We start from the raw sequence: 24,273 nt of genomic DNA on the forward strand, positions 1-24,273 counted from the left end.
AGCGCACGGGTCGGAGGAGAGGTTAGGCGGTGCGCTGAGCGAGCGTCGAGCTGCGGACGACGAGCTGTGTCGCCGCCATCTCCCGTCGTGCCGGGCTCCGATCGCCGTCGAGGCGGGAGCGGAGCATGGAGACGGCGAGGCCGGCCATCTCCGGCGCCCCGGGATCCACGGAGGTGAGGGGAGGGGTCATGAAGGCGCCCTCGTCGGTGTTGTCGAACCCCGTGATCGCCACGTCCTCGGGGATGCGCAGCCCTGCCCGCGAGATCGCTCGCATCGCCCCCGAGGCGACAGCATCGTTGACGCACATGATGCCGTCGAAGGCGACACCGGTGCGGAACAGGCCGATCACGGCCTCCTGGCCCGTCTCCCGACGGTCCCAGTCCGACCCCGCGACCTGCAGCCGCGGGTCCGGCTCGAGCCCCAGCTCGGCGTGCGCGTCGAGATAGCCGCGATGGCGCTGGCTCTTCGTGGAGTCGAGCCAGGGATCGGCGACGTAGGCGATGCGTCGACGACCGGAAGCCAGGAGGTGGCGCGCCGCGGCGAGGGCTCCCTCGTACTCGCTCATCACCACGCAGTCGATTCCGTCTGTCGGGGACCCGCCGACCTGCACGACCGGCAGCGGCGGCGTCCGGCCCTCGAGCAGTTCCGCGGTGATGAAGTGCGGACAGACGATGACCCCGTCGACGTCTCGGGTGGTGCGCCCGAGGACGGCGTCGCGCTCACTCTCGGGGGTGCGCGAGAGGCGCAGGGTCGTGGTCAGTCCATGCACCTCGAGGGCCACCGCCAGCGACTCTGCAATGCGGGCGAAGTAGGGCTGCTGGAGGTTCGGGACGAGGATCGCCACACGTCCTGCGCTCCCGGCGGCGAGCCCTCGGGCGGCGGCCGAGGGGACGTATCCGAGCTCCGCGGCCGCCGCCCGGACGGTGGCCTGGGTGGCCTCGGAGACGCGGATCGTCCCGCGCTCGAGTCCGCGCAGCACGTGGGAGGCCGCCGCCGGGGAGACTCCCGCCCGCTCGGCGACCTGGGAGAGGGTGACCCGCCTCATCGCGCGCTCCCGAGGCCCAGCGTCGACTCCCCGCGGAGCAGGTTGACCGGCAGGAGGGTCCGGGCGGGCGGTCGCGAGGCGTCGTCACGCCGAGCGCGCAGGAGGTCGAGCGCGTGACGGGCGATCTCCGCGATGTCGATGTCAATCGTGGTCAGCGACGGTGTCGTGAACCGACCGTCGGGGAGGTTCCCGTGTCCGGTCAGGAGGGTCCGGGACGGGATCGCCACCCCGTGCTGCCGGAGCGCGGAGAGCGCGCCGATCGCGAGCTCGTCGTCGGCGCAGACGAGGGCGCCGGGAGTGCGGCCTTCGGCGATCAGCACCTCGGTGAGCGCCTGGCCGCTCGCGCGGTCGGCCCGTCGCTCGGGGCGGAGGACGGTACTGCGCGGGAACTCCCTCTCGAGGGCGGCAGTGAAGGCGTCGGGCGTCGTCGCCGGCAGGCCGAGGATCGTGATGTCGTCGGCTCCGAGCGTCCTCAGGTGCTGGCCGAGCAGGCGCGCCGCCGCCGTCTCGTCGACGTCGAGCGTCGCGACGCGGGGCGGGGGTGACTCTGCGTCCCCTCCGGTGAGGAGCGCGACGACCGGCAGCGTCGGATCGAGGTCCTCGAGCACGTCGTCCGGAAGGGGTCCGAGATGGATGGCGCCGTCGAAGGTCGACCCGAGTGCGGAGAGGGTCCTCCCGACGCGTTCCGGTCGGCCGCGACTCGGCTCGAGCGAGATCTGCAGGTCGTGCCGGGTGGCCTCGAGGACCAGGGCCTCGGCGAACTGTGCGAGCCGAGGGGAGCGCAGGTCGTCGAGGCTGAGCGCGATCAGCCCGGTCCGCCCCGTCCGCAGTGAGCGGGCGTGGGTGTTCGGCTGCCACTGGAGCTCCTCGATCGCGGAGCTCACGCGGGTGCGGAGCTCAGCGCTGATGTTCGGATGGCCGTTGACCACGCGGGAGACGGTCTTGACCGAGACGTCGGCGAGCGCCGCGACATCCTTCATCGTCGGCGGCATCGACCCTCCTTCCCGCCTGGTCAGCGACCGGACCCCGACTCGGAGGATAGCCCGGGGCGGGCCGCAGGACGCTCCGCTGGGGTCGCGATCTCCGCCCCTCAGATGTCCCGGAACACCTCGATGCGGGCGCCGAGGGCGTTGAGGCGCTCGGCGAGATCCTCGTAGCCGCGGTTGATGACGTACACATTGCGCAGCACCGAGGTGCCCTTCGCGGCGAGCATCGCCAGGAGGATCACCACGGCGGGGCGCAGGGCGGGCGGGCACATCAGTTCGGTGCCGCTCCAGCGGGTCGGGCCCTCGATGAGTACGCGGTGCGGGTCCATGAGCTTCACGTTCCCGCCCAGCTTGGTGAGCTCGGTGAGGTAGATGGCGCGGTTCTCGTACACCCAGTCGTGGAGCAGGGTCTGCCCCTCGGCGGTCGCGGCGATGACCGCGAAGAAGGGCAGGTTGTCGATGTTCAGCCCGGGGAAGGGCATGGGGTGGATCTTGTCGATCGGGGCCCGCAGCTGCGAGGGATGGGTGGTGATGTCGACCAGGCGGGTCTCGCCGTTGCGGGCGAGGTACTCCTCGCTGCGGTCGTAGCGGAAGCCCATCTCCTCGAGGATCGCCAGCTCGATCTCGAGGAACTCGATCGGCACGCGGCGCACCGTGATCGAGGACTTCGTGACGATCGCGGCGGTGATCAGGCTCATCGCCTCGATCGGGTCCTCGCTCGGGGCGTAGTCGACGTCCTGGGAGATCCGCGAGCGGCCGCGGACGCGCAGCGTGGTGGTGCCGATGCCGTCGATCTCCACCCCCAGACGGACCAGGAAGAAGCACAGGTCCTGGACCATGTAGTTGGGGCTCGCGTTGCGGATTACGGTCTCGCCCTCGGAGCGGGCCGCGGCCAGCAGCGCGTTCTCGGTGACGGTGTCCCCGCGCTCGGTGAGCACGATCGGACGGGAGGGTCCGGGGGCGTCGGCCGACGCGGTCGCCTGGTAGTGGCCGTCGGTCGCGACGACCTCGAGGCCGAAGGGGCGCAGGGCGGTCATGTGCGGCTCGACGGTGCGGGTGCCGAGGTCGCAGCCTCCCGCGTAGGGCAGCTGGAAGGACTCGGCGCGATGCATCAGCGGACCGAGGAACATGATGATGCTGCGGGTGCGACGGGCGGCGTCGGCGTCGATCGCGGAGAGGTCGAGGCGCTCCGGCACCTGCAGCTCGAGGTCACCGTCGTCGTTCAGCCAGCGGGCGCGCACGCCGATCGAGGTGAGGACCTCGAGCAGGCGGTTCACCTCCTCGATGCGGGCGACCCGGCGCAGGGTGGTGGTGCCGACGTTCAGCAGCGAGGCGCACAGCAGGGCGACTCCCGCGTTCTTCGAGGTCTTGACGTCGATCTCGCCGGAGAGGGTGGTCCCGCCGTGCACACGCAGGTGGCTGGGGCCCGACGTGCCGAGGCTGACGAACTCGGAGCGCAGTGCCCGGCCCAGTTTCGAGAGGGTCTCCAGGGTGAGGTTCTGCTGCCCCTTCTCGATGCGGTTGATCGCGCTCTGGCTGGTGCTGAGCTGCTCGGCGAGCTGGGCCTGGGTGAGGCCCGTGCGCAGGCGGGCGTCGCGGATGATGCCGCCGATCCGCTCCAGGTAGGTGGTGTCCTCGGTGATCGTCATGAGCGCGACCGTATCTCATCTATGAGATAACGATTCCCAGGCGGGGTGCGGTGCTCGTCACTGTCCGTGATCCGACCTCCGTGGTCCTACGATCGACGCCATGCGTCGGCGTATCCTCCTCGCGACCGGGCTCGGCCTCGTGGCCGGCGCCCTGCTGCTGCTCGTGGTCGACGTGCCGCTCGCCGTGATCAGCGGGATCGCCGTCGCCGAACTGAGCTTCCTGCTGCGATCGTGGTGGGTGCTGTGGCCCAAGGACGCCGAAGCCACGCGGGAGCACGCCGGCGACGAGGACCTCGATCCCGCCGTCGACACGACGCTCGTCGCCGTGCTCTCCGCCCTCGCGGTGATCTCGATCGTGGTCCTCCACCTCGGCTCCGCCGGGCACGAGCCGCTGCGCAGCATCGGCGCGGCCGTGACCCTGCTCGGCGCTTTCGGTGCCTGGGCCAGCGTCCACCTGACCTACGCCGTCCGCTACGCCCATCGCTTCTATGCGGCGGGCGGCGGGCTGGACTTCAGCAGCGATCTCCCGCCGCGCTACTCCGACTTCCTCTACGTCAGCTACTCGGTGGGCATGACCTACGGCATCACCGACACCGACACCACCGATCCCGTCATGCGCGGCATGGTGCTGCGCCACGCCCTGCTGAGCTTCGCCTTCGGGATGATCGTCCTCGGCGCCGCCGTCAACCTCGTCGCGGGAGCCCTGGGCCTCGCCTGAGCCGACTCGGACGGACCGCGCCGTCGCCGCCCGTCGGCTGTGCTCAGGCGGGGACCGGCAGCGGTTCGACGTGCCCGCCCACGCGGTAGGAGAGCGAGGGGTCGTAGGGCTCGACGCGCAGATCCATCCCCGCCTCCTGCGGTGTGCGATCCGCCTTGCGGTTGTTGCACTCCTTGCAGGCGGAGACCAGGTTCAGCCAGGACGAGGGGCCGCCGCGGGAGACGGGCAGGATGTGGTCGACCGTCGCGAGCAGCGCCTCGCTCGGCGGGGTCTTCGACACGCTGCGCCCGCAGTAGGCGCAGGTCCAGTGGTCACGCTCGTGGACCGCCCGGTACGAGAAGCCGATCGACCGCTGACCGATGCCCTCCACCCAGGCGCCCGAGAGCTCGTGGGTCAGCTCGAGGGCCAGCGGCACGATCCGATCCTCGACGAGCGTCAGCTCGACCGGGTTCGCGACCTCTCGGCGGATCATCCCGAAGGCGTGCCGCACCGTCGTGGTGTGCAGCAGCTCCCCGATCCCGGTCCCGGGGTCGTACCCCAGGTTGAACACCTTCACCTGCGACATGCTCATCACCTCGTCCCTCGTCCGCGGATGCGCGCCATGACTCGACCTGGCCGCGGGAGGGGAGAGCTCGCGACCGGCACGAGCAGTGTGACCCGGATCCCTGCCCGGTCACCATTGAATTGTCCGGCACGGGCCCTCCCGGCAGATGGCATCCGCGTGTCGTGTCGCCGAACACGAGGTGCCGATCCCGTCGTGCCGATCCCACTGTGCCGATCTCGTGGAGCGCCGCGCGGGAGTCCCGGCGGACTCCCCGGGACAGGGTGGGATGCTGTGCCCGCGAGCGTCGAGACCGACGCCCGACGCCCGGACGACGACCCGACCCGATCCGCACAGGAGGACCCGTGCACCTCGAGCAGCTGGAGATCGTCGGCGTGATCGCCGTGCTCGTGATCGTCGCCGCCTCGCTGGCCTCGCGCCGGCTGGGCCTCGCGACTCCGATCCTGCTGGTCCTCGTCGGCCTGGGCGTGAGCCTCGTGCCCGGCATGCCGCGGATCGACGTGCCGCCTGAGCTGATCCTCACCGCCGTGCTCCCGCCGCTGCTCTACTCGGCGGCCGTCAACATGCCCGTGGTCGACTTCCGCCGCGACCTGCGCACCATCACGGCGCTGTCGGTCGTCCTGGTGCTCCTCTCCAGTCTCGGCGTCGGCCTGCTGCTGTGGTGGATCTTCCCCGACCTGTCGCTCGCCGCCGCGATCGCGGTCGGTGCCGTGGTCAGCCCGCCAGACGCCGTGGCCGCGACCTCCATCGGCAAGCGGCTCGGCCTGCCGCCCCGGCTGCTGACCATCCTCGAAGGGGAGGGGCTCGTCAATGACGCGACCGCCCTCGTGCTCCTGCGCACCGCGGTCGCCGCCACCGCGGGCGCCTTCTCGTTCTGGCGGGCCGCCGCGGACTTCGCCTACGCCGTCGCGATCGCCCTCGTGATCGGCGCCGTGGTGGGCATGCTCGCGGTCCGCATCCGCTCCCGCATCGATCAGCCCGCGCTCACCACCGCGATCTCCTTCGTGGTGCCCTTCGTCGCCTTCCTCCCCGCTGAGCTGCTGCACGCTTCCGGGGTGCTGTCCGTGGTGGTCGCCGGTCTCGTGACCGGGGCCGCCGGCGTGCGCCGGCTCAGCGTCCAGGACCGCTCCGCGGAGCGCACGAACTGGACCACCGTGCAGCTCCTGCTGGAGAACGGGGTCTTCCTGCTCATGGGCCTGCAACTGGTGACCCTCGTGGACGACGTCGCCGACGTCGGCCTGTCGGTCCTCACCGCCGTCTGGGTGGGCCTGCTCGTCGTGCTCGCGCTCGCCCTCATCCGGCTCGCCGTGGTCGTGCCCGTGGTGCACTCCGCCCGACGGCGCCAGGACGATCACCGCCACACCGAGGCGAAGATCGGCAGGATCCTCGAACAGGTCTCGTCCGACGAGCGCCTGCAGCAGCACCCCGCGCTGCCGAAGGCGGAGCGCTGGCTGCGCCGCCGTCGGGCCGACGCCCGTTTCTACGCGGAGAACGGTCTGGGCTGGCGCGGCGGGGCGGTGATCGCCTGGTCCGGGATGCGCGGAGTGGTCACGCTCGCCGCGGCCCAGTCGCTGCCCACCGACTTCCCCTATCGCACCCAGCTGGTGCTCATCGCCTTCGTGGTCGCGCTCGTGACCCTCGTCGGTCAGGGCGGCACGCTGCCGCTGTTGATCCGCCTGCTCGGCATCCGCGGGAGCGACGCCGAGCGGGAGCGGCGCGAGCTGCAGCTCCTGCTCTCGGAGGTGGGCGAGGCAGCCGTCGCGCAGGTGCTCGACAACCCCTCGCTGCGGCGCCGGGACGGGGGCGAGTTCGCCCCGGAGGTGCTGCACGCCGCCCGGGCCTGGCAAGAGCGGATGCGCCAGGACCCTCCCCGGGAGGACGAGGGCGATCCGGTGCGCGCGCAGATGCCCGAGCTCCTGACCCTCGTCCAGGAGGCGCAGCGCGACGCGCTCGACGAGGCCCGCTCGACCGCCGCCTACGACTCCCACGTGATCGCGCGGGCGCAGAAGCTGCTGGACCAGCGGGCGCTGCGCGGGGACGCGCCGTGATCTGGCCGTCCCGCCCGCGGACCGGCATGCTGGGGGCATGACGGCATCGCAGGGTCCCCGGCAGGGGCCGCACGGCGGCGAGGAGCGTCGCACCTCCCTGCTCGCCGACCTCCTCGCGTGGCGGCGGCGCGAGCTGCCCGTCGGCGCCGAGGAGGAGGCGCGCCTGATCGGGACGCTCCTGCGACTCAAGGACGAGCAGCTCGACAGCCCCGATCCGGAGGAGTGGACCGAGGACCTCGCCACGGAGCTCCTCACCCGGGCGGTGCCGCGGCACGTCGTGCAGACCCGCGAGGACTCGATGGAGCTGGTCCCCGCCCTCCGGCAGCTCTTCGCGTTCCTGCAGGAGACGGGACGCTGGCGGGAGGACGCCCCCACCCCCGGAGCGGCCTCGCTGCTGCTGCAGAGCCTCGAGTTCCCGACCCTCGAGGCGGCCGACGACCCGACCCGCCGCTCCTTCTCGACCAACGTCCTCGGCTACGGACTAGAGCGCGGGGTCGACCTCCACGACGCCGAGGAGCTCGCCGCCTACATGCGCTGGTACACGACGCGCTCCGACGAGGACCGGGTGGCGCTCGCCGAGCTCGGCACCCTCGCCCGGATCTCCGACGCCTACGACCGGGAGACGGCGCTCGAGGTGCTGCGCGCCGAGCCGCCGAGCCGAGCGGAGCAGGCGAGCTGGCCCTGGTTCATCCCGGAGATCGGCGAGGGCCGCTCGGGCGATGACCCCCTGCTCGAGGAGGACCCCGACCCGGAGCTCTACCGCCGCAACGGCCTGCTGCGCGCGGCGGAGGCGATCCTCGACGTGGTGGGGGAGGGATGCCGGGTCACGGACTCGGGGGCGCTGGGCCGCGCGGAGACGGTTCGCGTGAGCGAGCTGCTCGGCCTCCCCGCCGGCGCCCGCAGCATGTGGCACCGTCCGGAGATCGCCGGGGCGTGGGTCGCGCTGCTCGACGGCGGCTGGCTCGCCCTCGGCGCTCGGCGGGTCACCGCTCTCGCGGGGCCGGTCCCGTTCCGCCCCTTCTCCGAGGACCCGTCGGCCTTCGCCGAGTGGGGGCATGCGGTGCTCACCGCCCTGCTGCTGGGCCGACACGCCCGCGCGGGCGGGGAGGGCGGCTTCCGGGGCCTTCCGGAGACCCTCGCCGCGCTGGTCAGCGCGTGCGTCGACGGCGGGGTGGATCTGCCGGTCGCGCAGGTGATCCACGAGGCGGACCACAAGAGCCTGGAGGACCTGGTGCTCGTGCGCCGGGACCTCGACGACCTGGTGCGCTGCGGCCTTCTCGAGGGGGACGGCTCCCACATCGAGGGCTCCGCCGCCGTGCTCACGGCGGTGCTGACCCTCCTGGCCGAGCGGCGCGGTCAGATCTGAGGCGGGGCGGGTGCTCGTCCGCGACCCCTGACATCTGTCATCGATCCGCCGCCGACCCTCCGGTCACCTCGGGTCCCGGACCTAGCGTGGCGAGCATGGACACACCCTCGACCACCCCCACGACCTCACTCTCGACCGCTTCCGTCGCCTCCGCCCCGAGCCCGGTCCGCCGAGTGCAGGTGCTCGCCGTGAGCATCGCGGGCGGCCTCGCCGTGCTGCTCTACCTCCTCCACCTCCTGCTCGGCGGGGACGCGGGGGCGGGCCTCCGCGCCGCGGCGGTCGCCTGCGCGTTCGTCGCGGCTCTTGTCGGCGTGAGCTTCGCCGTCGTGGGAGAGAAGCGATGATCCCGGCGCTGATGGTCGTCGGCGCCCTCGCCGTGCTCGTGTTCCTCGCGTCCCTGGTGCCGGGCCTCCTGCACGGCTGGGACCACCCGACGGCGCGGCTGCTGCTGCGGATCGCCGCGGCGCTCGGCATCGTCTGCGCGGTGCTGGGGGTCCTCCTCGCGATCCTCGGCCCCTGAACGTCACGAGCCGCCCTGCCCTAGGGGGCAGGGCGGCTCGTGCGGACGGGCGCGCCGGGGCGCTGCGGTCAGCGCACGCCGCGCATGCCCTTCGCGACGGGTCGGGCGATGGCCAGCATGATCAGGCCGATCCCGATCGTCACGGCGCCGAGCACGCCGAAGTAGGCGACCTCGGCATCAGCCGAGTAGAAGCCCGCGAGGGAACCGGACAGGGCGGTGCCGAGGGCGACCGCCAGGTTGTACAGCGCCATCATCATCACCGGGTAGGACCGCGGGGCGAGCTTGGTCGCCAGCGAGAGGCCGACCGGGGAGATCCACAGCTCGCCGAGGGTGGCGACCAGCATGATCATCGCGATCCACAGCACCGGCACCGAGACCACCGAGGACATCGGCAGGAACAGCACGAAGGCGGCGCCCATGAGGGCGATGCCCACGCCGAACTTGGTGGGGGTGGTGGGATTGCGGTGACCGAGCTTCGTCCACAGCGCGGCGAACAGCGGCGCCAGCACGATGATGAAGAACGGGTTGAAGGACTGCACCCACGAGATCGGCATCTCCCAGCCCAGGATCTCGCGGTTCAGCCGCGTGTCCGAGTACAGGGTGATGACCGTGAACTGCTGCTGGAACAGGGCGAAGAACGCCGCGGTGCCGATGAACAGCGGGATGAACGAGACCACGCGCGAGCGCTCGTCGCCATCGAGCTTCTTCGACGTGAGCAGCAGGGCGAAGATCGCCACGGCGCCCACCACCGCCAGCACGGAGACGATCGTAGCGAGGTTGCCGGGGTTCACGATCCCCGTCGTCGCCAGGAGCACGGCGAGCACCACCACGACCACGGCGATGCCGGCCCAGAGCGGGTACTGCGAGCGCGGCAGCGGATCGGGGACGCGGTGCACGGAGGCGGGCAGGCCCTTGCGGGTCAGCGCGTACTGGGTCAGGCCGATCGCCATGCCCACGGCCGCGGCGCCGAAGCCGAGGTGGAAGCCGAAGGACAGCTGGAGGTAGCCGGTCAGCAGCGGGCCCAGCAGGCCGCCGATGTTGATGCCCATGTAGTAGATCGAGAAGCCCGCGTCGCGGCGCGGGTCATCGACCGAGTACAGCGAGCCGACGAGGGTGGCCGCGGTCGACTTCAGACCGCCCGAGCCGACGGCCACGAGCAGCAGGCCGACCACCAGTCCAGGGACCCCCGGGATCACGGCGAGGGAGATGTGGCCCACCATGATCATCACGGCGGAGCCGAAGAGGGTCTTCTCCGGGCCGAGCAGCCGGTCCGAGACCAGCGCGCCGAGGATCGAGAAGATGTAGACCGAGCCGCCGTAGGCGCCGACGATGCCGAGCGCCGTGGTCTCGTCGATGCCCAGGCCGCCCTGGGTCGCCGAGAAGTACATGTAGATGGCGAGGATGCCCTGCATGCCGTAGAAGCTGAAGCGCTCCCACATCTCGACGCTGAACAGGTTCGCGAGCGGGGCCGGTTGTCCGAGGAAGAGGCGGCCCGAGGGGTTGTGCTCCGTGTCGTCGGAGGGCTCGACGGCGAGGTCGGCGGCTCCGGCGACAGGCGCCGTGGGCTCCGGACGGCCGGGGGATCGAGGGTCTGGTGAATTCACGGGAAGACATCCTGCGCCTTCCTCCGACGCATTGCCAGCCTCGACGTGTCCGTGTGACCGGTCGTTCATCGCTGCAGACGTCAGAAAACTCTGCCGCTCTCCGGCTCAGAACCGGACGGAGAGGCGAGGCGAGAGGTCCGGGGACTCCTGGATCCCGAACTCGTGGCGCAGGGCCCGACGCGCCGCGTGCCAGCCGTTCATCCCGTGCACGCCGGGGCCCGGCGGGGTCGCCGCCGAGCACAGGTACCAGCCGGAGTCGGCGAGGCGGTAGGGGTCCGCGGACGGGGTGGGTCGGGCGATCATGCCCCACATCGTGACCCGCCCCATGGTGACGTCGCCGCCCACGAGGGAGGCGTTGTGGCGGGGCATGTCCGCGGCGCAGATCCCGCGGGAGGCGACGACGACGTCCCGGAACCCGGGGGCGAAGCGCTCGATCTGCGCGGTCACCGCCTCGGTCGGGTCGGTGCGGTCCCCGGCGGGCACGTGGGCGTAGGCCCAGAGCGGTCGCAGCCCGCCGACGATCCGGCTCGGATCCGCGACGGCGGGATCGCTCACCAGGGTCATCGGCCGACGGGGGAGCCGTCCCGCCGCGACCTCGGACTCCGCCGCGGCCATCTCCTCCCGGGACCCGCCGAGGTGCTGGGTGCCGGCGCGGCCCACCTCCGGATCGCGCCAGGGGACCGGCCCGGAGAGCACGAAGTCGACCTTCGCCGCGGCGTCCCCGTGGGGGAAGCGGCGCAGCGCCGTCTCGAGCCGACGGGGCAGCCGGTTGGCGAGGATCTCGGCGGCGGCGCCGGCGGTGGTGTCGAGCAGAACCGCGCGCGCCGGCGGGACGTCACGCCAGGTCCGCACGTGGTGGCCGGTGATGATCTCCCCGCCGTGCGCCTCGAGGTCGTCCACGAGCGCGTCGACGATCCGGCCCGAGCCGCCGACGGGGATCGGCCAGCCGACCCCGTGCGCGATCGTCCCCAGCAGCGCCGCGGTGGCGCTGAGCGCGAAGGAGGGCATGCGGCCGATCGCGTGCGCGGCGACGCCGCCCAGCAGGGCGCGGGCGCGCTCGGTGCGGAAGGGCAAGTCCCAGGCGGGGCTTCCCTGCAGTCCGAGGAGAGCCCCGAAGAGGGGTGCGGCGAGCACCCCGCGCGGGGTGAGCAGCTCCGGCGGCAGGGAGCGCTTGTCGCCGAGCGCGAGGGCGACCACCTCGTCCTGATGGGCGGCGAGGGTGCCCATCACGGCACGCCAGGCGGGCCCGTCGGCTCCGAGCCCGGCCGCGGTGCGCTCGACGTCGTGCCAGGCGATGGCCGCCGGGGCATCGTCGAGGGGCTGGGCGTAGGACGCCTCGGGGGAGACGAGCCGCACTCCTCGTTCGGTCACGTCGAAGTCGCGGAAGAAGGGGCTCGCGAGGGCGAGGGGCTGCACCGCGGAGCAGATGTCGTGCACGATCCCGGGGGCGAGGCCCAGGTCGAGGGTGCGCGCTCCGCCGCCGACGGTGTCCTGCGCCTCGAGCACCTGCACCCGCAGTCCGGCCCGGGCCAGGGTCACGGCGGCCGCGAGACCGTTGGGGCCCGATCCGACGACGACGGCATCGACCTCGTGGGTCGCAGAGGGGGTCATGCCCTCACCCTAGAGGTCGACGACTGGACAGGCATTTTCGAAAGCGGGATGTCGCGTAATGTGGGGGACATGGAGACCACCACCGCCCCCGAAGCCCCGGCCCGTCGGCCCCAGAAGCGCCAACAGGCCGTGCTCGAGGTGAGGAGCAAGACCCGCCTCTCCCCGCGCCTGCTCCGCATCACCCTCGGCGGTGAGCTGTTCTCCGCCCTGAACCGCAACGAGCAGGCCGACGCCTATGTGAAGCTCCTGCTCCCCGATCCCTCCACCGGCCTGCAGCCCCCCTTCGACCTCGAGCGCCTGCGCGAGGAGAGCCCCGAGCTCCTGCCCTCCCGCCGCACTTACACGGTGCGCCGCTGGTTCGACGACGAGCAGGCCATCCAGCTGGACGTGGTGCTTCACAGCGCCGCGGACGGCCAGGCGGAGGGCGTCGCCTCCCGCTGGGCCGACGCGGCGCAGCCCGGGGACCGCGTGGCCCTGATGGGGGCCGGGGGCGGGTACACCCCGGAGCAGTCCACCGCCCGTCACCTCCTGATCGGGGACCACTCCGCCCTCCCGGCCATCGCGGCATCGCTCGAGGCCATGGATCCCGCCGCCGTGGGTTTCGCCCTGATCCATCTCGACCATGAGGAGGACCGGCTGCGCCTCGAGGCGCCGGCGGGCGTCGAGGTGCGCTGGGTGATCGGGGATCGCGAGCGGCTGCTCGAGGCCGTCACTGCCCTCGACCTCGCAGAGACCGCGGGCCTGCAGGTGTTCTGCCACGCCGAGCGCGGTCTCACCAAGCGCCTGCGGCGCGTCCTCGTCGCCGAGCGCGGCGTCCCCCGCGAGCAGATCTCGATCTCCGCGTACTGGGCGCTGGGCCGTGTCGAGGACCAGTTCCAGGCCGAGAAGCGCGAGCCGATCGGCGCGATCGACGACTGATCCGGTGCGGCGGGTGACCCGAAGGGCCACAGTCCGTCACACGGCTCGCGATGGTGCCGTCCCCTCCTCGATGCTGGCTGGACCGCATCGACAGGAGGGGGAGCATGAGCACCGCAGCGATCCACGCCGGCTGGCGCGCCGACGACGCCCACGGCGCCGTCGTCCCGCCCGTGTACGCCACCAGCGCGTATGCGCACGAGTCCCACGCCTCCCTGCGGGATCTCTTCGCCCGGCGCTGCGACGGCTTCGCCTACTCCCGCTCGGGCAACCCCACCACCGCCGTGCTGGAGCGCCGGATCACCGCGCTCGAGGGCGGGATCGGCGCGATCGCGGTGGCGAGCGGGCAGGCGGCGACCACCATCGCGCTGCTCGCCCTGTTGGAGCCGGGCAGTCACCTCGTCGCCTCCTCGCTCCTCTACGGCGGGACCACCGAGTTCCTCGACGACACCCTTGCCGACCTCGGCGTGACCACCACCGTCGTCGACCCCGCGGATCTCACGGCCCTCGCCGCCGCGATCACCGAGGACACCCGAGCCGTGCTCGTCGAGTCGATCGCGAACCCCGGCGCCCAGCTCGTGGACCTGCCGGCGATCGCCGAGATCGCCCACGCCCGCGACGTGCCCGTCGTCGTCGACTCGACCCTCGCGAGCCCCGCGCTCTACCGGCCCGGCGAGCACGGGGCAGACCTGGTGGTGCACTCGGCCACCAAGTACCTCTCCGGCCACGGCACCACCATCGCGGGCCTGATCGTGGACACGGGGCGCTTCGACCCACGACGATGTCCCGCGCGCTGGACGCGCCTGACCACGCGCAACCGCCGCTTCGGGGTCACCTTCGCCGACGACTACGAGCGCGGCTGCTCCGGACTGCTCGCCTACGCGCGGGCCAAGTACGTCACCGACCTCGGCGCGACCCTCCCCGCCGCGAGCGCCCAGCAGATCCTCGTCGGCATCGAGACGCTCGACCTGCGGATGCGCGCGCACAGCACGACGGCCGCGGACCTCGCCGCGCGCCTCCACGGAGCGGACGGCGTCGAGCGCGTCTCGCATCCCACGATCCCCGGTCGCCCGGACGCCCCGCTCGCCCGGCGCGACTTTCCCCGCGGGACCTCGGGGGTGTTCTCCCTCGAGCTGGCCGGCGGGGAGGCCGCCGCGGCCGCCTTCTGCGACGCGCTGGAGCTGTGGACCCTCGCCGTCAACGTCGGCGACGCCCGCTCGCTGGTGTGCCATCCCGGCACCACCACGCACTCCCACCTCACCGAGGCCCAGCGCCTCGCCTGCGGCGTGACCCCCGGGACGGTGCGGCTCAGCGTCGGACTCGAGGACGTCGAGGACCTCTGGGAGGACCTCCGCCGCGGACTGGCCGCCGTCGCGGCCCTGCCCGCCGCCGACGAGGCGGCGCCGGTGCCGTAGCCCGCGTGATCCCGCTCGCTCCCGGGAACACCGCCGGCCCGGCGAGGGTTCTGGGAACCATGGAGGCCAGAGGGGTCAGAGGGGTTAGAGCGGCCAGAGGGGTCAGAGCGGTCAGGGACGTCCAGGTGGTGGTGATCGGCGCCGGGCAGGCCGGTCTCTCCGCGGCCCACCATCTGCACCGGCGTGGCATCGCCCCGGTCGCGGTGCTGGATGCGGAGGACGGCCCCGGCGGCGCCTGGCGCCATCGCTGGGACAGCCTCACGATGGCGACCGTCAACGGGATCCGCGAGCTGCCGGACATGCCCGTCCCCGCCGTCGATCCCGACGTCCCCGCGAACCGGGCCGTCCCCGAGTACTTCGCCGCCTTCGAGCGGCAGCAGGGGATCGAGGTCGAGCGACCCGTGCGGGTCACCCGCGTCGAGGACGACCCGTCGGCCGCTCCCGGATCGCAGCGGCCCCTGCTGGTCCACTCCGTCGGCCCGGACGAGCGCGCCCGGCCCCTGCTCCGCACCCGCGCCGTGCTGAACGCGACCGGCACCTGGACCCGGCCCTTCGTCCCCACCGTCCCCGGGGCGCGCGACTTCCGGGGCCATCAGCTGCACACTGCGGAGTACGTCGCCGCCGAGGAGTTCGCCGGGCTGCGGGTCGCGGTGGTCGGCGGCGGGATCAGCGCGCTGGGCCACCTGCAGGAGATCTCCGAGGTGGGGGAGACATTCTGGTACACGCGGCGGGAGCCCGTGTTCCGCGACCGCGAATTCACCGAGGAGGCCGGTCGCGAGGCCGTCGCCGGGGTCTGGGACGCCGTCCGGGAGGGGCGGCCCGTCGGCAGCGTCGTCTCCCACACCGGGCTGATCTGGACTCCCGCGCTGCGCCGCGCCGCCGAGGCCGGGATCCTCACGCGGCGGCCGATGTTCGCGCGGATCCTGCCGGACGGGGTGCTCGAGGTCGACGGCAGCCGCACCGCGCTGGACGTGATCCTCTGGGCGACCGGGTTCCGGCACGAGCTGCGGCACCTGCGGCCGCTGCGCCTGACCGGTCCGCTCGGCGGCATCGCCATGGACGGCACGGCCGTCGCCTCGGATCCTCGCATACACCTCGTCGGCCACGGGCCCGGCGCGTCGACGATCGGCGCCAACCGCGCCGGTCGCGCCGCGGTGAATCGTCTGGTGAGGGACCTCGACCGGGAGCTCGTCCGCGCCTAGGGTGTGCGCCATGGACGCTGCCGCACCGTTGCCCCCGTTGCCCGAGGACGGGCTGCGCCGCGTGCTCTGCGTGGTCGCACATCCCGACGACATGGAGTACGGCGCCTCCGCCGCCGTCGCCGCCTGGACCGAGGCCGGCTGGGAGGTGACCTACCTGCTGCTGACCCGCGGCGAGGCCGGGATGGCCGAGCCGCCGGAGAGCGTCGGCCCGCTGCGCGAGCGCGAGCAGCGCAGCGCCTGCGAGCGCGTCGGCGTCACCGACCTGCGGTACCTCGGCCACCCCGACGGGATGCTCGAGGGCACGCTCGCGCTCCGCCGCGACATCGCCCGGGTGATCCGCCAGGTGCGACCCGACCTCGTGCTCACCGCGAACTTCGAAGTCGAGGCCTACGGCGGGCTGAACCAGGCCGACCACCGCGTCGCAGGGCTCGCCGCCGTCGATGCCTGCCGCGATGCCGCGAACCCGTGGGTGTTCCGCGAGCTCGCCGAGCAGGAGCAGCTCGCCCCGTGGTCCGCGCGGGCGGTCGCCATCGTCGGGCATCCCCAGCCGACCCATGCGCGGGCCGTCGGTGCCGACCACGTCGAGGCCGCGGTCGCCTCGCTCCAGGCGCATGCGGCCTATCTCGCCCACGTCACCGGTCATCCGGCGCCCGAGGTGCTGATCCCCGCGATCCTCGCGCAGGGCGGCGCTGCCGCGGGCACCGAGCACGCCGTCGTGCTGCGGGTCGTCGACCTGGGAGGACTCGGCGGCGAGGAGTGAGCGGAGGGGCCGGGGTCGGCGTGGCGGGGCCTCGCGGGGTGAGCCCCCGCGGGGATCAGCCGGCCCGGCGGCCTTGCTCCGCGTAGTCGTCGAGCACGGCGAGGATCCCGCGGTGCTGCCAGATGCGGTTCCGGGAGCGACCCGTCGCCTCCTCCAGCACTCCGGAGGCGGTGAGCTGGTCGAGCGCCCGCTGCACGGACATGGCGGGAGCGTCCAGCTCGCGGCGCAGATGCGCCGCGTTCACGATCGGCTGCGCCACGAGCAGGGGCAGGACCCTCCAGGCCAGCGCGTGACGTCGCACTCCGGACAGCAGCTCCCGCGCCTCCTCCAGCTGCGCCGCGAGGTCGTCCACGAGGGCGGTCCCCGTGACCGCGGCATAGCGAGCCGCTCGCGAGAACTCCTCGACGATCGGTCGGGCGTCGCCCGCCCGGAAGGCGGTCAGCGCTGCGGTGTAGGCCTCGAGGTGGGTGAGCAGTCCGGCGGAGAGCGGGGCCGTGGCGCGCAGCATCCCCTTGCCGCGCAGCAGGGCATGGACCAGCGCGCGTCCCGTCCGGCGGTTGCCGTCGACGAACGGGTGGATGGTCTCGAACTGCGCGTGGGCGATCGCCGCGTGCAGCAGCACCGGCAGCTCATCCGTGGACAGGAAGCGGATCAGATCCTCGAGCGCGGCGGGCACAGGGGAGCGGGGAGCGACGCCGCGTACGGACCCGAGCCGCGTCGTCGCGACCCCCGGGAGGCGAGCCCGTCGTCGGGCACCCGCCAGTGCCCCGGGCGGGAGCTCGCGGCGGGGACGACGAGCGGATCCGGACCCGGAAGTGTGCTCATGACGCGATTCAAGTAACACGTTCTCTGGAAAGTGTTACTAGAGGAAGCGGTGCCGAGCAGTTCGTCGACTCCCGCCGGAGCGGATCAGTCCTGCGCCGCGGTCTCGAGCCGCTCGAGCTCCTGAGCCGCGATCTCCGGATCGAGCTTCACGAAGATCGGAGTCGGCTTCACGACCGTCTGCCCCACGACCACGGGACGATGCTCCCAGGCGGGGGCGCCGGTGTAGTCGCCGGTGATGATCGGGTAGCCGGGGCCGCCGTCGAGATCCTCGACCTCGTCGATCCGCGGCATCGGGGCGATCACCCGGTCGCCGCCCAGCGCCCTCTCCACGGCGTTCGCCGAGGAGGGGAGGAACGGGGAGATCATCGTGTTGAGGTCGGTGACCGCCTGGGCCAGCACGTGCAGGACCGTGAGCAGGCGCGGACGCTGCTCCTCGGCCTTGAGCTTGAACGGCTCGGTCTCGGAGACGTACCGGTTCGCCTCGCCGACCAGTCGCATCACCTCCGCGATCGCGGCCCGCTGACGGTGGGCCTCGATGAGCCCGCCGACGGTGGTGAAGCCCTCGCGGATCGCGCCGAGCAGCGTCTCATCGATCTCCTCGAGCTCGCCCGCGGCGGGGATCTCGCCGACGTTCTTGGCGATCATCGCCGCGGTGCGGTTGACCAGGTTGCCCCAGCCGGCCACGAGCTCGTTGTTGGTGCGCGCGACGAACTCGGTCCAGGTGAAGTCCGCGTCCTGATTCTCCGGGCCCGCGGCCGAGATGAAGTAGCGCAGCGCGTCGGCCTGGTAGCGGTCCAGGACGTCGCGCACGTAGATGACCACGTTCTTGGAGGAGGAGAACTTGCGCCCCTCCATGGTGAGGAACTCGGAGGAGACGACCTCGGTGGGGAGGTTCAGCACGCCGAAGCCGCCGGGCTCGCCCCCCTTGTCCCCCTGGCCGTTCTGCGCCAGCATCTCCGCCGGCCAGATCTGCGAGTGGAAGACGATGTTGTCCTTGCCCATGAAGTAGTAGCTGAGCGCCTCGGGATCGTTCCACCACTTCCGCCAGGCCTCGGCATCGCCGCTGCGCCGCGCCCACTCGACCGAGGCCGAGAGGTAGCCGATCACTGCGTCGAACCAGACGTAGAGGCGCTTGGTCGGCTGGTCCTCCCAGCCGGGCACCGGGATGCCCCAGTCGATGTCGCGGGTCATCGCGCGGGGCTTGATGTCCTCGAGGATGTTCTGGCTGAAGCGGATCACGTTCGGGCGCCACAGCCCCGTCGCCTCGCGCTCGTCGAGCCAGCGACCCAGCTCCGCGGCGAGTGCGGGCAGGTCGAGGTACCAGTGGGTGGTCTCGACGAACTCCGGCGTCTCGCCGTTGATGCGGGAGACCGGATCGATCAGATCGGTGGGGTCGAGCTGGTTGCCGCAGGCGTCGCACTGGTCTCCGCGCGCCCCGGGGGTCTTGCAGATCGGGCAGGTGCCCTCGATGTAGCGGTCCGGGAGGGTGCGTCCGGTCGACGGGGAGATCGCCCCGTGGCCGGTCCTCTCGATCATGTAGCCGTTGTCCCGCACGGTCACGAACATGTCCTGCACCACCTGGTAGTGGTTGCGGGTCGTGGTACGGGTGAAGAGGTCGTAGCTGAGCCCGAGCGCGACGAGATCCTCGACGATGAGGCGGTTGTTGCGATCGGCGAGCTCCCGGGCGGTGAGGCCCTCCTCGTCCGCCTTCACGAGGATCGGCGTGCCGTGCTCGTCGGTGCCGGAGACCATGAGCACGTCGTGGCCGGCCATGCGCATGTACCGCGAGAAGACGTCGGAGGGGACGCCGAAGCCGGCGACATGGCCGATGTGGCGGGGACCGTTGGCGTACGGCCAGGCGACCGCGGACAGGACTGTGCTCATGGGGATCGATTCTAGGGGAGGCGGGGCCCGGTGCGGCTCGCGTCGTCCGGGCGGTGCAGCACCGCGTGCCATCCGCACGCCCGAGCGCCCTCGATGTGACGCGGCGAGTCGTCGAGGAGGACGATCCGCTCCGGCGGCACCTGCTCCCCGAGCACCTCCTCGATCCGCCGACGGGCCCGGGCGAACGCCTCGGGGTCCGGCTTGGCCGCGCCGAGGTCCGCCGTGTTGAGCAGGAACCTCCGGTCGTCGCCGACGACGTCCCCGAGCTCGAGCTCGGCGAGCTCCTCGGGGACGCGGTCGGTGCCGTTGGTGAGCACGAGGACCGCGGTGCCGGACGCTCGCAGCGCGAGCAGGGCGGAGCGCACGCCCTCGTCGACGACCGCGGTGGTCGCGGCCCAGCGGTCCACGGCGGCGCGGGCGAGGTCGGGGCGGCTCCCCGCCGCCACCAGCTGCTCCGCCGCGAGCTTGCGCCAGCGGGCGTGGGTGCCGCGGCCGCGCACCACCTCGTCGAGGTAGGGGTGCCCGAGGATCGCGTCGACGCTCGATCCGCTCGCGGTGCCGGTCATCGCGTCGAGCTCGTCCCACAGCGACGGGTCGAAGACGCGCAGCACGCCGTCGAGGTCCGAGACCACGACGCGGATCCGCGCGGTGGTCACGAGGTCGTGGAGGACACGAAGGGAGTCGTGGGGCACGGCACCATCCTAGGGAGCGGCCCTCCCGCGCCCGCTCCTCCCCGAGAGCTCCCCGCTCTCTCCCCGGAATCCTCCCGACTTCCCGCGGGAACCTGCGCACCGCCTGCCCAGACTGGTGCCATGAGCCCCCAGCGACCGCCCTTCACCCCGCCCGAGGAGCGCCTCGACCGGTGGGCGCAGCGTCGCACCGCCGCGCTCACCGGCGCCGCCGGGGCGCGACGCAGAGTTCTCGTGGAGGTCGCCGTGTTCGGGCTCAAGCAGTCCTGGGCGTGCGTGTTCGGCGCCGCCATGCTGCTGCTCCTGGTCGCCGCGCGCACGCTGTACCCGGAGGATGCGCCGATCGCGCGGGCCGACGTGCTCGTCGTCGCGGCGATCGCGCTGCAGGTCGCGATGCTCGCCCTGCGCCTCGAGAGCCTCCGCGAGATGGGGGTGATCGCCGTTTTCCATGTCGTGGGCACCGTGATGGAGCTGTTCAAGACCTCCGTCGGTTCGTGGCAGTACGAGGCCGAGGGGATCCTGCGGATCGGGGAGGTGCCGCTCTACACGGGGTTCATGTACGCCGCCGTCGGCTCCTACATGGTGCGCGTGATGCGCCTGTTCGACCTGCGCTTCACCCGCTACCCGCCGCTGTGGGCGACCGTTCTGCTCGGCGCCGCGATCTACGCGAGCTTCTTCACCCACCACTACCTGCCCGACGCCCGCTGGGTGCTGCTCGGGGGCGTGGTCGTCCTGTACGGGCGCTGTCTGATGACCTTCCGGGTGCACCGCCGGGCTCCGTGGCGGCGCCTGCCCGTCCTCGCCGCCTTCCTCGGCGTGGCGCTGCTGCTGTGGATCGCGGAGAACGTGGGCACCGCGGCCGGGGCCTGGATCTACCCGCATCAGCAGGAGGGCTGGCACCTGGTGCCGCTCTCGAAGCTGGTCTCCTGGCTGCTGCTGATGATGGTGTCGGTGGTGCTGGTGACGCTCGTCCACCGGCCGCGGGGGCCCGATCCGGCTCCGTGATGCTCAGTTATGCGTGCCCGTTCGGCCGAGCGTCGTCTCGGCCGTCGCGCCGGGACGCGTCCACTGCGCCGCGGGCCGGCCCGTCGGTCCCCAGGTCGGGTTCCCGTCGACGTCGATGCGCCAGAGCCAGCAGGCGTCGTTCCCCGCGACGCGTCCCGGGGGCATGTCCTGCCACGCCTCGCGGCGGCCGAAGGCCGTGAGGTCGAGCAGGCCGAGGGCCGGATCGGCGACCTCCGTGCCGCGCCCCGTGATCGCATAGGTGAGGAACACCCGCTCGCCGTCGCGCAGGTAGCACTGCAGGTAGCCCATGTCCCCGCCGATCGGCGCCGGGGTGTCCCGCACCGAGAAACACGGCTCGGTGTAGCCCATGAAGGCGACGAAGGGCTCGACCTCCTCCCACGCGCCCGTGGTGAGGATCGCGAAGGACACCCCGGGGGCGCGCAGGTAGGCGGAGTCCTGCAGATGCCAGGCCGTGAGGGTGCAGCCCTCGCACTGCCCCTGGTGCGGGGCGCCGTCCCACCACATGTGCTGGTAGACGAGGAGCTCCTCGCGGCCGTCGAACAGGGTCCGGAAAGGGACCGGGCCGTTCGGGCCGACCACGGTCGCGTCGCCGTCGACCTCGAGCATCGGCATGCGACGGCGCTTCGCCGCGAGCGCATCCCCCGCGCGCGTGTGCGCCTTCTCCTCGACCAGGAGCTCGGCGCGCGCCGCCTCCCAGGTCTCGCGGTCCACCACCTCGGGCAGACCGGTCGCGGCGGGACGGGACGGGGCGGGGACGGGATCGGACGAGGACATGGCGCCCCCCAGGGCTCACTCGACGGACGACGGTGCCCGGCGCTGGTGCTGAGTCAAGCACCGCTCCGCGGCCGGGGGAAGGGCCCGGAGCGGTTCGAGGCGACCGCTGCCCAGAGGGCAGTTCCCGGTGAGCGGTCCCGATGCGGACCTCGCGGCGCGGTCCGACGGGCGGGAGTCGATACGCTGTCGGCATGAGCACCGAAGGACTCGCCGCCGCCCAGCAGAAGATGGCCGACGCCGGGGTCGCACAGACCGCGATCGACGTCTTCACCCACTACTACGGACAGCTCGAGGAGGGGGTCACCGGCTCGATCCCCGAGGGGACGATCGAGCCCTATCTCGACCCGCCCCGCCTCGAGGACGTCTCGATCGACCCGGCGCACGCCAAGTCCGTCTTCGACCAGCTGGTGGTCATCAACCTCAACGGCGGGCTCGGCACGTCGATGGGCATGGACCGGGCGAAGTCCCTCCTGCCCGTCCGTGACGGGAAGAGCTTCCTCGAGCTGATCGTCGAGCAGGTCCTCGCCGCCCGCCGCGCGACCGGATCCCGCCTGCCGCTGGTGTTCATGAACTCCTTCCGCACCCGAGAGGACACCCTCGAGGTGCTCGCGAAGTACCCGGATCTGCCCGTGGGCGACCTGCCGCTGGACTTCCTGCAGAACAAGGAGCCCAAGCTCCGCGTCGACGACCTCCACCCGGTCACCTGGGAGGCCGAGCCCGATCTCGAGTGGTGCCCGCCCGGCCACGGGGACATCTACACCGCGCTGCAGACCTCCGGCCTGCTCCAGCAGCTGCTCGACGCCGGTTTCAAGTACGCCTCCGTCTCCAACTCCGACAACCTCGGCACGGTCCCGAGCCCGGTGCTTGCCTCGTGGTTCGCCTCCACCGGCGCGCCCTACGCGGCCGAGCTGTGCCGCCGCACCCCCGCCGACCGCAAGGGCGGCCACCTCGCGGTCCGGAAGGCCGACGGCCGGCTCATCCTGCGCGACACCGCGCAGACCCCGGCCGAGGAGATGGACTACTTCACCGACGAGCACCGCCATCCGTTCTTCCACACCAACAACCTGTGGTGGGACCTCGAGCAGCTCCAGGCGATCCTCGCGGAGCGCCAGGGGGTCATGGGCCTGCCCCTGATCCGCAACGAGAAGACGGTTGACCCCTCCGACAAGGGCTCGACCCCCGTCTACCAGATCGAGTCCGCGATGGGCGCCGCGATCGAGGTGTTCGACGGGGCGACCGCGATCGTGGTGGGCCGCGACCGGTTCCTCCCGGTGAAGGCCACGAGCGACCTGCTGCTGGTCCGCTCCGACCTCTACGACCTCGACGAGCGTGGCGCCCTGGTGCAGCGAGCCGAGTCGGTGCCGACCGTGTCGCTCGATCCCGGCTCGTACAAGCTGATCGGCGACTTCGAGGCCCGCTTCCCCCAGGGGGTCCCCTCGCTGCGCGAGGCCCGCAGCGTCGACGTGCAGGGGGACTGGACCTTCGGCGCCGACGTCTCGCTAATCGGCGACGCCGTGCTCGGCGAGGAGGGCGGCGCGGTGCCCGAGGGCGCCCGCGTCGGCACCGCCGGCTGAGCGCTGCCTGTGGACCGCTACTTCTGGCCGAGTGCTGCGTTTGGACCGTTCTTCTCGCCGAGTGCTGCGTTTGGACCGCTCTGAGGGTCCGGTGACGGTCCGAACGCAGCACTCGATACCGCCTCCTCCCGCCGAGTGCTGCGTTGCGACCGCTTCTCCCGGGTGAGTGTTGCCTTTGGACCGCTTCTCCCGGGTGAGTGTTGCCTTTGGACCGCTTCTCCCGGGTGAGTGTTGCCTTTGGACCGCTTCTCCCCGTCGAGTGTTGCGTTTAGACCGCTTCGAGGGTCCGGTGACGGTCCGAATGCAGCACTCGGCGCGGCGACGAGGGACGCCTCTGCGGTCTCGTCGGCGAAGTCGGAGCCTGATCCTGACGTCTGTCACCGGAATGGGGAGGACCCATGCGTTCCCGCGGTGACCTGGGCGATGTGCAGGGACACGGGGGACCACGCTGCGGTCGGCCGATGCTGTGGGCATGCCGCACGCCCCGAGCCCGCTCCCCGAAGGCCTGACTCATGCCGTCTTCAGGCTCTTCAGAGTTGAGTGTGGGGTGAGGCGTCGAGGCCGCCGGTGATGAGGAGCATTCGGAGGCGGTAGTGCTCGAAGTTCCGGAACCCACGGGCAATACGGCGGCCGAGCTCGATGATCCCGTTGACGGCCTCGGTGCCGCCGTTGCTCGCGCCTTCGGTGTCGAAGTAGGCCAGGAACGCCGTCTCCCAGCGTCGCAGGGTCTTGCCCAGCCTCGCGATCTCGGGGATCGGACAGCTGGGCAGCGTGTCGATGAGCCGCTGGGCGAGTCGACGTCCCTGCGCGGGCGTGGGCTGGTGGAACACGTCTCGGAGGTCTTGGGAGCAGCGGTAGGCGACTTCGACTGCGATGTGCGTGGAATCAGCTGCGAACGCAGTCTCCAGCCGTGCCTGCTGGCGTGTGGTGAGACGTTCACGCCCAGCGCGGAGGATGTGGCGGATCCCGTAGAGAGGATCACCCTTGCGGCCGCGATGACCGAGGGTCTCCTGCTGGATCCGGCGGCGAACGTCATCGACTGCAGCGCCGCCAAGCTTGACGATGTGGAACGCGTCCAGCACGCAGGTGGCGTCCTCGAG

At 72.2% G+C, this 24,273-nt stretch carries 22 protein-coding genes; 11 read left to right on the top strand and 11 right to left on the bottom strand.

The features are described from left to right. Positions 1 to 22: 22 nt before the first annotated feature. The 3 genes from V1260_RS03805 to V1260_RS03815 form a co-directional block, all read right to left on the bottom strand. Positions 23 to 1,045, bottom strand: a complete 1,023-nt coding sequence (locus V1260_RS03805) for a LacI family DNA-binding transcriptional regulator (protein ID WP_329745459.1) — start codon at positions 1,043 to 1,045, stop codon at positions 23 to 25. Then, positions 1,042 to 2,037 carry a LacI family DNA-binding transcriptional regulator gene (locus V1260_RS03810; protein ID WP_329745460.1) on the bottom strand — a complete coding sequence of 332 codons (996 nt, stop codon included), beginning with the start codon at positions 2,035 to 2,037 and terminating at the stop codon, positions 1,042 to 1,044. Before V1260_RS03810 ends, V1260_RS03805 begins: the two co-directional genes overlap by 4 nt. Positions 2,038 to 2,135: 98 nt before the next feature. After that, a complete protein-coding gene (locus V1260_RS03815) occupies positions 2,136 to 3,680 on the bottom strand; it encodes a UDP-N-acetylglucosamine 1-carboxyvinyltransferase (RefSeq protein WP_329745461.1) in 1,545 nt (514 codons plus the stop codon). A 100-nt stretch (positions 3,681 to 3,780) separates the two neighbouring features. Here V1260_RS03815 and V1260_RS03820 point away from each other — a divergent pair, with 100 nt between their 5' ends. Next, entirely contained in the window at positions 3,781 to 4,398 is a 618-nt protein-coding gene (locus V1260_RS03820) for a DUF1345 domain-containing protein (RefSeq protein ID WP_329745462.1), read from the top strand. Positions 4,399 to 4,441: 43 nt separating this feature from the next. Here V1260_RS03820 and V1260_RS03825 read toward each other — a convergent pair whose 3' ends face one another. Further along, the gene (locus V1260_RS03825) at positions 4,442 to 4,969 is read right to left on the bottom strand and encodes an HNH endonuclease (RefSeq protein WP_329745463.1); all 528 of its coding nucleotides are present in this window, start codon (positions 4,967 to 4,969) and stop codon (positions 4,442 to 4,444) included. 335 nt (positions 4,970 to 5,304) lie between these two features. Between V1260_RS03825 and V1260_RS03830 the strand changes: the two genes are divergently transcribed. The 4 genes from V1260_RS03830 (at position 5,305) to V1260_RS03845 (ending at position 8,894) form a co-directional block, all read left to right on the top strand. Further along, entirely contained in the window at positions 5,305 to 7,008 is a 1,704-nt protein-coding gene (locus V1260_RS03830) for a cation:proton antiporter (protein ID WP_329745464.1), read from the top strand. A 37-nt stretch (positions 7,009 to 7,045) separates the two neighbouring features. Further along, positions 7,046 to 8,374 (top strand): hypothetical protein, encoded by a 1,329-nt coding sequence (locus V1260_RS03835; RefSeq protein WP_329745465.1) that lies wholly within the window; start codon positions 7,046 to 7,048, stop codon positions 8,372 to 8,374. 95 nt (positions 8,375 to 8,469) lie between these two features. Next, positions 8,470 to 8,718, top strand: coding sequence for a hypothetical protein (locus V1260_RS03840; protein WP_329745466.1), 249 nt, complete (start codon positions 8,470 to 8,472; stop codon positions 8,716 to 8,718). After that, the gene (locus tag V1260_RS03845) at positions 8,715 to 8,894 is read left to right on the top strand and encodes a hypothetical protein (protein WP_329745467.1); all 180 of its coding nucleotides are present in this window, start codon (positions 8,715 to 8,717) and stop codon (positions 8,892 to 8,894) included. The genes V1260_RS03840 and V1260_RS03845 overlap by 4 nt, the downstream gene beginning before the upstream one ends. Before the next feature lie 68 nt (positions 8,895 to 8,962). On the opposite strand, the gene V1260_RS03850 is transcribed toward V1260_RS03845, so the two are convergent. Next, a complete protein-coding gene (locus V1260_RS03850) occupies positions 8,963 to 10,498 on the bottom strand; it encodes a peptide MFS transporter (RefSeq protein ID WP_329745468.1) in 1,536 nt (511 codons plus the stop codon). Between the two features lie 105 nt (positions 10,499 to 10,603). Further along, the gene (locus V1260_RS03855; protein WP_329745469.1) at positions 10,604 to 12,109 is read right to left on the bottom strand and encodes a phytoene desaturase family protein; all 1,506 of its coding nucleotides are present in this window, start codon (positions 12,107 to 12,109) and stop codon (positions 10,604 to 10,606) included. A 69-nt stretch (positions 12,110 to 12,178) separates the two neighbouring features. On the opposite strand from V1260_RS03855, the gene V1260_RS03860 reads away from it, so the two are divergent. From V1260_RS03860 to V1260_RS03875, 4 genes are all read left to right on the top strand, one after another. Then, positions 12,179 to 13,027, top strand: coding sequence for a siderophore-interacting protein (locus tag V1260_RS03860; RefSeq protein ID WP_329745470.1), 849 nt, complete (start codon positions 12,179 to 12,181; stop codon positions 13,025 to 13,027). Positions 13,028 to 13,131: 104 nt separating this feature from the next. Continuing rightward, entirely contained in the window at positions 13,132 to 14,439 is a 1,308-nt protein-coding gene (locus tag V1260_RS03865; protein ID WP_329745471.1) for an O-acetylhomoserine aminocarboxypropyltransferase/cysteine synthase family protein, read from the top strand. Between the two features lie 59 nt (positions 14,440 to 14,498). Continuing rightward, complete coding sequence (locus V1260_RS03870; protein WP_442878110.1) at positions 14,499 to 15,641, top strand: FAD-dependent oxidoreductase; 1,143 nt, start codon at positions 14,499 to 14,501, stop codon at positions 15,639 to 15,641. A 10-nt stretch (positions 15,642 to 15,651) separates the two neighbouring features. Further along, positions 15,652 to 16,401 carry a PIG-L deacetylase family protein gene (locus tag V1260_RS03875; RefSeq protein ID WP_329745473.1) on the top strand — a complete coding sequence of 250 codons (750 nt, stop codon included), beginning with the start codon at positions 15,652 to 15,654 and terminating at the stop codon, positions 16,399 to 16,401. Positions 16,402 to 16,456: 55 nt separating this feature from the next. Here V1260_RS03875 and V1260_RS03880 read toward each other — a convergent pair whose 3' ends face one another. The 3 genes from V1260_RS03880 to V1260_RS03890 form a co-directional block, all read right to left on the bottom strand. After that, positions 16,457 to 17,245 (bottom strand): Fic family protein, encoded by a 789-nt coding sequence (locus V1260_RS03880; RefSeq protein ID WP_329745474.1) that lies wholly within the window; start codon positions 17,243 to 17,245, stop codon positions 16,457 to 16,459. A gap of 65 nt (positions 17,246 to 17,310) precedes the next feature. After that, positions 17,311 to 19,110: a methionine--tRNA ligase gene (gene metG / locus V1260_RS03885; RefSeq protein WP_329745475.1), complete on the bottom strand. Its 1,800-nt coding sequence runs from the start codon at positions 19,108 to 19,110 to the stop codon at positions 17,311 to 17,313. 11 nt (positions 19,111 to 19,121) lie between these two features. Next, on the bottom strand, positions 19,122 to 19,802 hold the full coding sequence (locus V1260_RS03890) for an HAD-IA family hydrolase (RefSeq protein ID WP_329745476.1): 681 nt from the start codon (positions 19,800 to 19,802) through the stop codon (positions 19,122 to 19,124). Positions 19,803 to 19,922: 120 nt separating this feature from the next. Here V1260_RS03890 and V1260_RS03895 point away from each other — a divergent pair, with 120 nt between their 5' ends. Then, entirely contained in the window at positions 19,923 to 20,804 is an 882-nt protein-coding gene (locus tag V1260_RS03895) for a DUF817 domain-containing protein (RefSeq protein WP_329745477.1), read from the top strand. Between the two features lie 3 nt (positions 20,805 to 20,807). Here V1260_RS03895 and V1260_RS03900 read toward each other — a convergent pair whose 3' ends face one another. Continuing rightward, on the bottom strand, positions 20,808 to 21,599 hold the full coding sequence (locus V1260_RS03900; RefSeq protein WP_329745478.1) for a DUF899 family protein: 792 nt from the start codon (positions 21,597 to 21,599) through the stop codon (positions 20,808 to 20,810). Positions 21,600 to 21,790: 191 nt separating this feature from the next. Here V1260_RS03900 and V1260_RS03905 point away from each other — a divergent pair, with 191 nt between their 5' ends. Next, positions 21,791 to 23,173 carry a UTP--glucose-1-phosphate uridylyltransferase gene (locus V1260_RS03905; protein ID WP_329745479.1) on the top strand — a complete coding sequence of 461 codons (1,383 nt, stop codon included), beginning with the start codon at positions 21,791 to 21,793 and terminating at the stop codon, positions 23,171 to 23,173. Positions 23,174 to 23,703: 530 nt separating this feature from the next. Here the strand turns inward: V1260_RS03905 and V1260_RS03910 are convergent. Then, the coding region (locus V1260_RS03910) for a transposase (protein ID WP_329745480.1) at positions 23,704 to 24,273 on the bottom strand (570 nt) is incomplete at its 5' end.

It is taken from the genome of Brachybacterium sp. J144 (assembly GCF_036321705.1).
Classification (GTDB): Bacteria; Actinomycetota; Actinomycetes; order Actinomycetales; family Dermabacteraceae; genus Brachybacterium.

Bases quoted from the DNA above. Each gene is read 5' to 3' on its own strand.
- V1260_RS03855 (WP_329745469.1), bottom strand. From the start codon at position 12,109: ATGACCCCCTCTGCGACCCACGAGGTCGATGCCGTCGTCGTCGGATCG.
- V1260_RS03895 (WP_329745477.1), top strand. From the start codon at position 19,923: ATGAGCCCCCAGCGACCGCCCTTCACCCCGCCCGAGGAGCGCCTCGAC.
- V1260_RS03835 (WP_329745465.1), top strand. From the start codon at position 7,046: ATGACGGCATCGCAGGGTCCCCGGCAGGGGCCGCACGGCGGCGAGGAG.
- V1260_RS03845 (WP_329745467.1), top strand. From the start codon at position 8,715: ATGATCCCGGCGCTGATGGTCGTCGGCGCCCTCGCCGTGCTCGTGTTC.
- V1260_RS03810 (WP_329745460.1), bottom strand. From the start codon at position 2,037: ATGCCGCCGACGATGAAGGATGTCGCGGCGCTCGCCGACGTCTCGGTC.
- V1260_RS03860 (WP_329745470.1), top strand. From the start codon at position 12,179: ATGGAGACCACCACCGCCCCCGAAGCCCCGGCCCGTCGGCCCCAGAAG.
- metG (WP_329745475.1), bottom strand. From the start codon at position 19,110: ATGAGCACAGTCCTGTCCGCGGTCGCCTGGCCGTACGCCAACGGTCCC.
- V1260_RS03840 (WP_329745466.1), top strand. From the start codon at position 8,470: ATGGACACACCCTCGACCACCCCCACGACCTCACTCTCGACCGCTTCC.
- V1260_RS03900 (WP_329745478.1), bottom strand. From the start codon at position 21,599: ATGTCCTCGTCCGATCCCGTCCCCGCCCCGTCCCGTCCCGCCGCGACC.
- V1260_RS03825 (WP_329745463.1), bottom strand. From the start codon at position 4,969: ATGAGCATGTCGCAGGTGAAGGTGTTCAACCTGGGGTACGACCCCGGG.
- V1260_RS03870 (WP_442878110.1), top strand. From the start codon at position 14,499: ATGGAGGCCAGAGGGGTCAGAGGGGTTAGAGCGGCCAGAGGGGTCAGA.
- V1260_RS03905 (WP_329745479.1), top strand. From the start codon at position 21,791: ATGAGCACCGAAGGACTCGCCGCCGCCCAGCAGAAGATGGCCGACGCC.
- V1260_RS03815 (WP_329745461.1), bottom strand. From the start codon at position 3,680: ATGACGATCACCGAGGACACCACCTACCTGGAGCGGATCGGCGGCATC.
- V1260_RS03875 (WP_329745473.1), top strand. From the start codon at position 15,652: ATGGACGCTGCCGCACCGTTGCCCCCGTTGCCCGAGGACGGGCTGCGC.
- V1260_RS03865 (WP_329745471.1), top strand. From the start codon at position 13,132: ATGAGCACCGCAGCGATCCACGCCGGCTGGCGCGCCGACGACGCCCAC.
- V1260_RS03805 (WP_329745459.1), bottom strand. From the start codon at position 1,045: ATGAGGCGGGTCACCCTCTCCCAGGTCGCCGAGCGGGCGGGAGTCTCC.
- V1260_RS03820 (WP_329745462.1), top strand. From the start codon at position 3,781: ATGCGTCGGCGTATCCTCCTCGCGACCGGGCTCGGCCTCGTGGCCGGC.